The following is a 9,294-nucleotide window of genomic DNA, read 5'->3' on the forward strand; positions in this document are numbered from 1 at the left end:
TCCTTATAGAAATTGCGGTTTATTTAGTAAAACGGATTTCGAGCGCTTAGAAATAGAAACAGCCATCTCTAACGCATCCGGTAAGTCGTCATGCCAGCGAGATCCGTACCTTTCGAACTGCTCCAGCAAAAGCGTATGATTGCGATTGAAAACAAGAGTCCCGTTTTCGATAAGCTGCAAAAGCGCTTCAATTCGGAGCTCCTTACGGGATCTCTGTTGTATTTTTGTAACGCGAGAATGTGCCGGATATCCTTCTAGCTGTAACTCGCGTTTTAACGTATCGATAAAAAACTCTTGGGCCATTTGCGACTCGGCAGCAATTCTTGATGGTTGATAAATTTTCACTTTGTTGAGGATAACGCGCAAAAACACGTCAGGATGAACCCGGTCTCCCCACGCGTCAACAACGTATATTTTCCCAGTCGATTTGTGTTTTGCGACGGTAACTACTGCCGAGTAATCCCCCCGCTCTTTACCCATTGCAAAATCGACTCCCATGTAGAGGTCGTATTTTTTAGGTGTAAACTCGATATTTTCGTAATAACAAAAAGTCTCAGGCTTGAATAGCTGAGACTCTTCATCGATTGGGTTATTCATAAATTCTGTGTTGAATGCTTTGGTGCCGTAGTTTACTTTCTCAAGCATTAATTGAGTGATAGGAAAACGAGAAGGCCAGAGAACCTCAACACCCTTCTCCATATCCTCGCGATTTTCTTCGAAATATTCCAAGGCTGCTCTCGCGTTTGGCGTAGGCTTCTCTTCATCTGCCGTTTCCATTTCAGCGAGTTCTTCTTCAGTCGGATCATACTCTCTGTAGATTCGCTCAAACTCAGCCCACAGATCCATCCGTTCAGGCATCGATACAATTGCGGGGAATTTGTTCTTAATGAAGTCACGACGCTCGTTTAATACGTAATTCAGTAAAGAGTCGTGATGAACTAACGTCCCCATAAAAATTACCGCAGTTTGAGTCGGATCGTAGGCCGGCATTAAATCTTGGTTTAGCCAATCCTTCGCTTTTTGTCGAAGCTCGGCTGTGTTATTTGAATCACGCGACTCCAAGTCATCCAGTATAATCAAATCCGGTCGCTGCGATCCATTACGGAACCCCCGGATTTGTGTTCCGAGAGATGTCGCCTCCATCTTAATCCCCGTTGTGGTTAAGAACGCCTCTTCGCTATCCTTTTCATTTCTCGTTTTTTGTTCATGAAGAAGTACGCCGAAATCATCCCGCAATTTAAGATTATATTTTAGTTGGTTCGCAACCCATTTTATAAATTTTTTCGAGCCCGCGTTTGTCTCCGATATTATCAGAATCATTTTTCGTTTCCGGAAAACTATTTCGTGCACCGGAAAAGCATTCGATAAGTATGCGCTTTTTGCGTGTCCACGACTCGCAGCCCAGGCGATACGTGCTGTACGGTTCTTATTGGAAACGGAGTCTAATATCCGCGACAGCTTGACGTGGAAATCAGGCGCCCGGTTCATATCAACCTCTGCGGTAGGGACAAGATTGTCTGGATTTCCTGGGTTACGTGCTTCGGAAAAATATTCGTAGAAAAAATAGAGCATATCGACTTCTGACCGGTGTATTCGCTTCAGCTTCGTCAATTCCGCTTTATCTTTCCGAAAGGTGTCAATGTGGTATTCCGTAGCTTTCCCGGCCTTAATGAGCGCCACCAATTTACGGACACGCTCGGTCAATAAATCGATCCGTTCCTGTCTTTCTTCGCGGTCAAGCCATTTTCCGTTAACGTATGCCAAACTGGTGGCCTCCTTTCGTTTTAATTTCGTGTTGACTTTCGTTATCTTTTTCGTTAATATGAATGTAACAAAAATATTTATAAGTTACGTAGAGGTGAATCGACATGGCAAACGAAGTTTTTCCGATAAAGTCAAAACGCGATTATAACAAGTTCATAAAAGCGCTCAAGCCGGGCCGTGATCAATGGCTGGCGCAATTAGGCACGGCATTCGGCCTCCGTATCAGCGACTTGCGGCTTCTTAAAATCGGACAGCTTCGCGACCAGAAGTCGATCACCCTGTGGGAGAAGAAACGCAAGAAAAAACGTGTGATTACGTTCAGCTCTTCCGTACTCAAAATCGTTTCTCAGCTCGAAGGTGACGACGATGATTACGTATTTGCCAGCCGTAAAGGAGGCGAGCCGATCAGCCGCGTCCAGGCGTACCGCATTCTAAGCGACGCAGCTAAGCGAGCCGGCATTTACGAAAAGATCGGCGGCATCGGAACGCATACGCTGCGTAAGACTTTCGGATACCGGCTTTACCAGACCGGCGTGCCGCTTTCGCGAATCATGGTGATTCTCAACCATTCGAGCGAGCGCGATACGGCAAAGTACATCGGGATCACTGCGGAAGAGATTTCGGAAGCTTACGAAAGCATCGAGGTTTAAGCCTTCGGTGCTTTTTTAAATACTTCTCGCAATACTCTAGCAGTCTCCCAACCGTCAGCTAACGGCTTCTCACCGAGCCGTTCAGCTAGATCCTGAAATTCAGCCAGCGCCTTAGTCGCCGCCTTTGCTTCGCGTTGAACCGCCTTGAGTCCGGTTATCGCGTCGGACACATCCAAGTCGATTTTAATTTTGCCGATTGATTCGCGCTTTGATTCCGCCATTCACATCGTCTCCTTTTTCGTTTATTTGATTTCAGGCATCAATTCGTATCTGATCGCGTCGATGACTTCTGCAATCTCGTCACGCACCAAATGTCCGGAAGTCTGCAATGCAATCAAACGATCTAAATACGCCAGTAATTCCTCTGTTCTCGTCATCTTCATCGTCTCCTTTTTCGTTATTTAAGACGGCAAAACCGTCTCTTACAGGGGCGACAGGGATCGAACCTGCCCACGCGGTTTTGGAGACCGCATCGCCACCGAGGAACATGCGCCCCTAGGATCGCCTGCGCACCGGAAGGCCCGTAGGCAACGCAAGCACAAAAAGAGCGACCCTTATTCGGATCGCCCTCGTTCTGATTGCGTATAAAAATACACGAAATTAGCGCTTCTAACCGTCACCCTACCGAATACCCTCGGAGAATACTAAAACGTCTAATTTCGTGTGATTTGCGCGTGAAAATCGTTATGTCCTTCGGTATTCCTCTTTAAGCGCGCTAACCTTCGCCGTTATCTGTCGCTGGACCTCGTCCGCTTCTTTCACGGAATCATCCGTTTGACGTAGCCGATTTACCTTGCGGATTAATTTCCTCGTTTCACGGTCCGTTATAATTACCGTATAGTGTTTCGAACAGTGCGGGCATTCGAAATACGTCTCCTCCACTCCGGAATTATTCAGCGGACGCTCCTTCGGCTGAACATCGAAATCTTTTAGACATTCGTCGCATTGTACCGCCATGATTCCGCCTCCTTTGCGTTAATTTATTCGTCAATCCACTTGCCTACCGCAATTAAAACGGAGTCAATCTTTGCTGTCGCTAATAAAAACGATTTCCTTAACGGATGTATGTCGTCTACTAACGATGAGGCGGTGCCGTTTGAATTCCGGAGTTCTTCTTCGTAGTTCATTCGCGATCATCCCGGGATATATGTTCGACGAACTTAACAATCGGATGCTGGCTCCGAAAACTTAAACTCATTTCAAGACCGTCGTCGTCCGTTCCAACCGCTACCGCTTCGCCTTGTTCGAGTAGTTCTGCGACCAACTTCCGCAATAGATCCTTGTCACCTTCCGATAGTGCATGAGTCGGAATGAACATCGTAATCACCTCCGTTTGAGTTACGCCCCGAGTTCGAAAAATTGTGCGCAAGTTCTGAACAGCAGTCGTCCGGGGTTGTTCGGGGTGGCCTGGGGGGAGGGCCATCGCAAAAAATTCCGTTGAATAAAACATTCATCGTTTTGCATATCGAATGTAACACAAACACTTTTTGTTACATTGAACAATCGAACGAAACGTTGATATGACTATGTCTATCGTATGTTATCCATCGCAATCAATCGAACTTACTTTATGCATTCGAGAATCAGCGTCAGATCAACGATGGTTCAGGTGCGTGGTGCGGGCCGGTATGTATAAGATACTGCATATCGGTAGTAGGTCGGTGGTGTTGGTCGGATGACCCCGTGAGTTTCGGAAGGGCTTATCCTCCGGCAAGGTCTCGCTGATGTTCGGGTAACAAGACGTTGTCCCTCTCGCCTGTACCTCACCGTTTCCCTTCCTATATGTATAGCGCTGCCCCTGCCGTATGCAACAGGCGGTGCGTATATGCGGTGTGCCTGCCGTAGCTAGCCGGTGCCCATCCCGTACAAGTACAACGGTATGAAACGTATGTTACATCCTTCTATTACGTAAGACAGCATATAGACGTAAAGTATGCGTATTTATCGTTAAGACATCGCAATTACTTTCGATAGGTTATCGGACTTCTTTCCGTATGTTTTAAAACCTAGCGACCACTCCGTCGCTTACGCTCCTCCGTGTCCGCGGATATTATTAAGACCTTTATCGCGATACAATTATTTATACAATATACATGATTGCGTTTCTGCGGGGCGGAGTGAAACGTAGTTCCCGCTAGTCTTCGGATTCAGAAGACTAAGAAGTAATTACGGACTCAAAACCGCTGTATCCCTTGCGGCCGTAAGCACGAACCCTATTTTCGGTTGTGCGAATAAAGTCGTGTTTTTGGCCGATTTGTGCGAATAAGATCGTGTTCATTATCAATTACGATATTCTAATTGAGAATATAACGATAATCATCCGATGTCTCACCGTTACATTCAACATATTATTATTCATACTAACGTATAAATATACGGTATCAACACGAAAAAATAGACGCCAATCATTCGTCAGCGTCCTCGGTCAGGTCGATAAGCTCCCGTATATCCGATATATTCAACGCGGTCGCAATCCGGCTGAGATGGTCGAGCTGCACCCGTTCCTTAATTCCGCGGCACAGTTCGCTAATGGCAGTCGGACGGATTCCGGTTAAGTCAGCGAGTTCCTTCTGCGTCATATCTTTCCGATCAAGTAGCTCGGCTATCTTTAATTTAACGATCATTTGCCGGCACCTCCTGCGATTATTATAACGTAAAAACGATATTTTTGTAAATAACGCATTGACGTTATAACGGTTATGCGTTATAATTAAGGTAACGAAAGGAGGTGAACGTAATTGATTGACACCGTGATGAAGCTTTCGGCAATCATCGCAACTTGGCTCGGAATTCTAAAAATCGTCTTAGAAATCCGGAAGATGCGAAAGGAATCCGAAAGTAAAGAGCGACGGCCTCCGACCAAGAAGCACCGTCGCCGCACATAACAACGAGGGGCATTGCGCCCCTTGTCAATCAATTATAACACGAATGAAACGAATTGATACTACGGAAATTTTGTTAATCGTCGTCTTGCTCGCCTGGATTGCGGATATGGACTTCGGCTGGCTTTCCGCTTTGGATTACGTCGGCCTCGGCTCAGCTGTCGTTTTTATCGCGCTTCTATTCTTTAGATCGAGGAGGAATCGGTAATGACGCTTTATATAAAACGCTTGTGGTCCGACACACCGCCGCTGAAGCCGCAGCAAGCCGATCAACTTCTCGATCTATATCAGCGCCCTATTACGTCATTTAAAGACGAAGGCAAAGCGTATCAGATCGGCTTTAATACGGCGCTTACATGTCTCGGCTATTTAATCGCAACCAAATACGGAGGTAATGACGAATGAAAAACGTAAAATCTGTATTCTTGAAAAACGCCGTAATTCCGGTGGAAGATCTCTGCGAATGCCGTCATTGTGACGAGGATCATTCCGTAGAATGGTACGCGGAAGATGTTCCGAGAGGCTACGTATGGAGCACATACTGCCACGCTTGTCGAGAAGATAATTCCGGGTACGAATTTTAATCATATATTGCGGAGGTAATGACGATGAATAAAACGAAACTTTTAACGGCCATCCTCGGCCTATCAATCGCAGGCAACGCGGCTCTCGGAATCTACGCCGCCAAACTAAACGAAGATGTCGATATTGCTTATCGCGTGGCTGACGACATGGCCGCCGAAGCCAAGGACGCCCAGGAAACGGTTGAACGCGAATATATCGTTGAAGGGAAGGACTACGCGGTATCAGCGGACGACGGCGGCTTCTCTTTCGATCCGGCAGCCACAGACGCAAAGCCAGGCGATCGGATTAGCGTGACTTTTACGAAGGATCAATACGAAAATGGCAGCGGATTTAAGACGATTAAGGTTATCGAATAACACACGAAATCAGGCGTTAAACGGCCGCCGATACCTAATATACCCGCAGCAGATTCCGGCGGCTCCTACGCTTTAATTTCATGGGAAAATCGCTGAAAGGAGCGATGCGGAATGTCGATCAATAAAACGCGTGGCTTTCTTTACGGATTATCTCGCCTGCTTGGCGATGTAAATGCGGTCAAGAAAGGAACCGTAGGAAAACGGATCGTACGAAGGGCAGCCGGGAAGCAAACCGGAAAAGCGCTCCGTAAACTGTTTAAATGACGGAATAATTTACCGAAACCGAATCGCTTTGTCTCGGCGGACTCTTACTATATCATTATAGTAACTACGCTGAAACGAGGTGATTCTTTTTGTTTATTTCGCCCATGCTGCTTGAATCCGCAAAGGAGCCGTTCGACTCGGACGACTATATCACGGAAACCAAATTCGACGGCATCCGTCTGATCGCGTCAAGCAATAACGGCTTAATTCGCCTCTACACACGCCACAACAACGAAGTCACCTCTAAATTTCCGGAATTATTAACGCTCGACATACTGGACGGCACCATATTAGACGGCGAGCTTATTGTACCTGGTCCGACGGGCGCAGGAGATTTCGAGGCCGTCATGGAACGGTTCCAGTCGCGAAAAAGTTATCATCCGATAGTATTTTGCGTTTTTGATGTCCTGCGGATAGACGGCGTGACTGTTACGTCTAAGCCGCTAAGTGAACGAAAAGAATTGCTGGCCGGTCTAAAAATCGATCATCCTAACGTTAAAGTAGTCGAAGGTGTTCGCGGCCATGCTGCGGATTATTTCGAATTAGTCCGCGAAAATAAGATCGAGGGAATCGTTATGAAGCGGGCAGACGCGCCGTATGCAGAAAATAAGCGATCGGACCGCTGGCTGAAGATCGTGAACTACGAATATACTGACGTTTTCATAACGGGAATTCGAAAGGAAGACAATGCGCTTGTGCTTTCGTACTTGGACGGCCGATATTCCGGCGTTATGGAGTTCATGCCATACGATGCACGGCGAAAGTTACATGCGGAGAGAAAAGACGTTAAGGAAACGGATAAATACGTCTATATTGAGCCGATTGGGTGCCGCGTAAAGCACCGGTTCAAGACGAAAAACGGCTTGCTGCGGATCCCGTCGTTCTATGAATGGCGTTGAATGTGCCGGTCATTTATCGTATTCTATTAGTCGGAGGTTGAGGACGAATGGATTACGAAACAAAAGGATACGACATAACGATTATATACGACTACAAGGAATATCCGGATGTTCATTATGGCCGCTGCGACAACTGTGATTATACGCTGTTTAAAAGCTCGGTGAAGGACGGAATTTTCCTTCGTGAGTGCCGACGTTGCGGTATGAAAAAGAGTATATAAATACGAAAAAAGCCCGACTCCCATGAGCGGGCTATTTTTCTTCTGCATCTACAGACGAGCTTCCTATCTTATCACTCGCCGGATCATATAAACCGTCGAACTCTTTAGATTTATCACCGTTCAAATATCCTTCAACGGTGATAGCACCGGTTGGATCAATAAAGTAATCATCATAATAAGTAATAGTATCAATACCTTTGTACTCATTATGTAGATATTCAGTCATCTTAGTTTTCGCCTTCTCAAAAAGAACAGTTTCTTCTTTTTTCACATCATACTGATGCTTCATAAACAACCCTCCACCTGCTATAATTAACAATAGTAGGATAATAATGTATTTTTTCAAATGAAATTCATTCCTTTCCTATTATTATTTTACATTACACGGAAGGTGTTGTATATCTTGAGTAAGAAGATTAAGAAGTCCAATCTTACGGATGAGACTTATTATCGTATAAGCCAACGTTCTTACAACTACGATTATCTCAGAAAAAAATTAAAAAACAAAGAGTACATACGGATTAATTCATCTGTTTCCGGAGCCACCTACTGGTATGTTGATAAAATTAAAACAGACGAAGACACCGGGTTAGATGCGGCCGTTCTATCCCAGGCCGAAAATAAAAACGGCAAGTGGGTGAAATCCGACCACCCCAAAAACGTCGTTGTAGCTTTTGCGGGAACTGATCCGGGGAAGGACCCGTTAAGTGACGTAGAGCAAGCAGACGTTAATCATATCGTCTTAGGAAACGATCCGAAAGATAAAACACAATATGTCGTCAAGAAAGATGCGAAAGATACGTCTAAGACGTTCGGTAGATATATTGGTTCGATGGAACAAACTGCCATGCTTGAGTCCGGAGATTATAAATTAATTACAAAAACATCGCAAATCGATCAAGCCGATCAACTTGTGCGGGAAGTTAAACAAAAGTATAAAGGTACCTCGACAGTTATTTCAACCACCGGACACTCGCTCGGCGGCGCAGAGGCTGAATATAGCGCGGTCAACAATGATATCTATGCCGTCGCGTTTAATAGCCCCTCAATCGTTCACCTGCATTCTGATGAAAAACAGAAGGAAATTAATAACGGAGATTATAACTCTTATGTAAAATCTATCATTAATCCGGATGATATGGTCGGTGCCGGTTGGTGGGACGAATTCGATCGCCACAATGGGACTACCATCTACACAAAAGACCCTTCTATTGCAACGGCTAACCGCGAAGAAAGACTTGACGGCAATAAACTCCAACAGGTTGGAAGAAACCTTCTGTATTTCGCTAATACACTAATCTTTCAAAATCCGGATACACATGGGATAAACAAGTCGAATTTCTCTTTCGACGAAAACGGCAATGTTCAAAATATAGAGGGCGATGAGCTCGTATACGATAAAAATTTAAAAGCAATGCTTCCACCGGAAGTTGCATCCGGAAGTGGCGCAATTAAAGTAACACCCGAAGTCGCTAAGCAGCTCGCGCAAAAAGTAAATGCGATGATCAACGATCTGCGGACGATGAAACGCGAAGCCGAAAACGCTTATCAGGAACACGACGCCGAAATCAACGACCTGAAACACGATACCTACCATCAAGTCGGCCACGGTCTATACGACAAGCTGACACTCGAAGATGTAAACAATACGCTGAAAAACCTGGCGCAGTCGT

17 protein-coding genes and 1 tRNA gene are annotated in these 9,294 nt (G+C 45.6%); 9 read left to right on the top strand and 9 right to left on the bottom strand.

The window, feature by feature from the left end; all coding sequences use genetic code 11:
* Positions 1 to 3: 3 nt before the first annotated feature.
* Positions 4 to 1,764 carry a phage terminase large subunit gene (gene terL, locus LQ247_RS09965; protein ID WP_231005982.1) on the bottom strand — a complete coding sequence of 587 codons (1,761 nt, stop codon included), beginning with the start codon at positions 1,762 to 1,764 and terminating at the stop codon, positions 4 to 6.
* Positions 1,765 to 1,868: 104 nt separating this feature from the next.
* Here terL and LQ247_RS09970 point away from each other — a divergent pair, with 104 nt between their 5' ends.
* The gene (locus LQ247_RS09970) at positions 1,869 to 2,414 is read left to right on the top strand and encodes a tyrosine-type recombinase/integrase (RefSeq protein WP_231005984.1); all 546 of its coding nucleotides are present in this window, start codon (positions 1,869 to 1,871) and stop codon (positions 2,412 to 2,414) included.
* Here the strand turns inward: LQ247_RS09970 and LQ247_RS09975 are convergent.
* The 7 genes from LQ247_RS09975 to LQ247_RS10000 all read right to left on the bottom strand — a co-directional run bounded on the left by LQ247_RS09975 (position 2,411) and on the right by LQ247_RS10000 (position 5,038).
* Positions 2,411 to 2,635 carry a hypothetical protein gene (locus LQ247_RS09975; RefSeq protein WP_061576361.1) on the bottom strand — a complete coding sequence of 75 codons (225 nt, stop codon included), beginning with the start codon at positions 2,633 to 2,635 and terminating at the stop codon, positions 2,411 to 2,413. The two genes, LQ247_RS09970 and LQ247_RS09975, sit on opposite strands and share 4 nt — an antisense overlap.
* Positions 2,636 to 2,656: 21 nt before the next feature.
* Positions 2,657 to 2,791, bottom strand: coding sequence for a hypothetical protein (locus LQ247_RS22035; RefSeq protein ID WP_263629318.1), 135 nt, complete (start codon positions 2,789 to 2,791; stop codon positions 2,657 to 2,659).
* A gap of 48 nt (positions 2,792 to 2,839) precedes the next feature.
* Positions 2,840 to 2,911 (bottom strand) — tRNA-Trp (locus LQ247_RS09980).
* Between the two features lie 187 nt (positions 2,912 to 3,098).
* Positions 3,099 to 3,371 (bottom strand): hypothetical protein, encoded by a 273-nt coding sequence (locus LQ247_RS09985; protein ID WP_231005985.1) that lies wholly within the window; start codon positions 3,369 to 3,371, stop codon positions 3,099 to 3,101.
* A 23-nt stretch (positions 3,372 to 3,394) separates the two neighbouring features.
* Positions 3,395 to 3,541 (bottom strand): hypothetical protein, encoded by a 147-nt coding sequence (locus LQ247_RS09990; RefSeq protein ID WP_186439845.1) that lies wholly within the window; start codon positions 3,539 to 3,541, stop codon positions 3,395 to 3,397.
* The gene (locus LQ247_RS09995) at positions 3,538 to 3,687 is read right to left on the bottom strand and encodes a hypothetical protein (RefSeq protein WP_231005986.1); all 150 of its coding nucleotides are present in this window, start codon (positions 3,685 to 3,687) and stop codon (positions 3,538 to 3,540) included. The genes LQ247_RS09990 and LQ247_RS09995 overlap by 4 nt, the downstream gene beginning before the upstream one ends.
* 1,132 nt (positions 3,688 to 4,819) lie before the next feature.
* A complete protein-coding gene (locus LQ247_RS10000; RefSeq protein ID WP_106070845.1) occupies positions 4,820 to 5,038 on the bottom strand; it encodes a helix-turn-helix domain-containing protein in 219 nt (72 codons plus the stop codon).
* Between the two features lie 304 nt (positions 5,039 to 5,342).
* Between LQ247_RS10000 and LQ247_RS10005 the strand changes: the two genes are divergently transcribed.
* From LQ247_RS10005 to LQ247_RS10035, 7 genes are all read left to right on the top strand, one after another.
* The gene (locus LQ247_RS10005) at positions 5,343 to 5,504 is read left to right on the top strand and encodes a hypothetical protein (RefSeq protein ID WP_231005987.1); all 162 of its coding nucleotides are present in this window, start codon (positions 5,343 to 5,345) and stop codon (positions 5,502 to 5,504) included.
* On the top strand, positions 5,504 to 5,701 hold the full coding sequence (locus LQ247_RS10010; RefSeq protein WP_231005988.1) for a hypothetical protein: 198 nt from the start codon (positions 5,504 to 5,506) through the stop codon (positions 5,699 to 5,701). Before LQ247_RS10005 ends, LQ247_RS10010 begins: the two co-directional genes overlap by 1 nt.
* Complete coding sequence (locus LQ247_RS10015; protein ID WP_231005989.1) at positions 5,698 to 5,880, top strand: hypothetical protein; 183 nt, start codon at positions 5,698 to 5,700, stop codon at positions 5,878 to 5,880. The genes LQ247_RS10010 and LQ247_RS10015 overlap by 4 nt, the downstream gene beginning before the upstream one ends.
* 24 nt (positions 5,881 to 5,904) lie before the next feature.
* A complete protein-coding gene (locus LQ247_RS10020; RefSeq protein ID WP_231005990.1) occupies positions 5,905 to 6,237 on the top strand; it encodes a hypothetical protein in 333 nt (110 codons plus the stop codon).
* A gap of 111 nt (positions 6,238 to 6,348) precedes the next feature.
* Complete coding sequence (locus tag LQ247_RS10025; RefSeq protein ID WP_023856052.1) at positions 6,349 to 6,501, top strand: hypothetical protein; 153 nt, start codon at positions 6,349 to 6,351, stop codon at positions 6,499 to 6,501.
* 89 nt (positions 6,502 to 6,590) lie between these two features.
* Positions 6,591 to 7,400, top strand: a complete 810-nt coding sequence (locus LQ247_RS10030; RefSeq protein WP_231005991.1) for an ATP-dependent DNA ligase — start codon at positions 6,591 to 6,593, stop codon at positions 7,398 to 7,400.
* Positions 7,401 to 7,447: 47 nt separating this feature from the next.
* Positions 7,448 to 7,621 carry a hypothetical protein gene (locus LQ247_RS10035; RefSeq protein WP_117612603.1) on the top strand — a complete coding sequence of 58 codons (174 nt, stop codon included), beginning with the start codon at positions 7,448 to 7,450 and terminating at the stop codon, positions 7,619 to 7,621.
* 31 nt (positions 7,622 to 7,652) lie between these two features.
* On the opposite strand, the gene LQ247_RS10040 is transcribed toward LQ247_RS10035, so the two are convergent.
* The gene (locus tag LQ247_RS10040; protein ID WP_003181118.1) at positions 7,653 to 7,967 is read right to left on the bottom strand and encodes a DUF1433 domain-containing protein; all 315 of its coding nucleotides are present in this window, start codon (positions 7,965 to 7,967) and stop codon (positions 7,653 to 7,655) included.
* A 57-nt stretch (positions 7,968 to 8,024) separates the two neighbouring features.
* Between LQ247_RS10040 and LQ247_RS10045 the strand changes: the two genes are divergently transcribed.
* Positions 8,025 to 9,294, top strand: a 1,270-nt coding sequence (locus LQ247_RS10045) for a lipase family protein (RefSeq protein ID WP_231005992.1), incomplete at its 3' end; no start/stop codon positions are given.

The sequence above is a fragment of the Bacillus sp. BS3(2021) genome, from assembly GCF_021043345.1.
Taxonomy (GTDB): domain Bacteria; phylum Bacillota; class Bacilli; order Bacillales; family Bacillaceae; genus Bacillus; species Bacillus paralicheniformis.

Bases quoted from the DNA above. Each gene is read 5' to 3' on its own strand.
- LQ247_RS09970 (WP_231005984.1), top strand. From the start codon at position 1,869: ATGGCAAACGAAGTTTTTCCGATAAAGTCAAAACGCGATTATAACAAG.
- LQ247_RS09975 (WP_061576361.1), bottom strand. From the start codon at position 2,635: ATGGCGGAATCAAAGCGCGAATCAATCGGCAAAATTAAAATCGACTTG.
- LQ247_RS22035 (WP_263629318.1), bottom strand. From the start codon at position 2,791: ATGACGAGAACAGAGGAATTACTGGCGTATTTAGATCGTTTGATTGCA.
- LQ247_RS09985 (WP_231005985.1), bottom strand. From the start codon at position 3,371: ATGGCGGTACAATGCGACGAATGTCTAAAAGATTTCGATGTTCAGCCG.
- LQ247_RS09990 (WP_186439845.1), bottom strand. From the start codon at position 3,541: ATGAACTACGAAGAAGAACTCCGGAATTCAAACGGCACCGCCTCATCG.
- LQ247_RS10000 (WP_106070845.1), bottom strand. From the start codon at position 5,038: ATGATCGTTAAATTAAAGATAGCCGAGCTACTTGATCGGAAAGATATG.
- LQ247_RS10005 (WP_231005987.1), top strand. From the start codon at position 5,343: ATGAAACGAATTGATACTACGGAAATTTTGTTAATCGTCGTCTTGCTC.
- LQ247_RS10010 (WP_231005988.1), top strand. From the start codon at position 5,504: ATGACGCTTTATATAAAACGCTTGTGGTCCGACACACCGCCGCTGAAG.
- LQ247_RS10015 (WP_231005989.1), top strand. From the start codon at position 5,698: ATGAAAAACGTAAAATCTGTATTCTTGAAAAACGCCGTAATTCCGGTG.
- LQ247_RS10020 (WP_231005990.1), top strand. From the start codon at position 5,905: ATGAATAAAACGAAACTTTTAACGGCCATCCTCGGCCTATCAATCGCA.
- LQ247_RS10025 (WP_023856052.1), top strand. From the start codon at position 6,349: ATGTCGATCAATAAAACGCGTGGCTTTCTTTACGGATTATCTCGCCTG.
- LQ247_RS10035 (WP_117612603.1), top strand. From the start codon at position 7,448: ATGGATTACGAAACAAAAGGATACGACATAACGATTATATACGACTAC.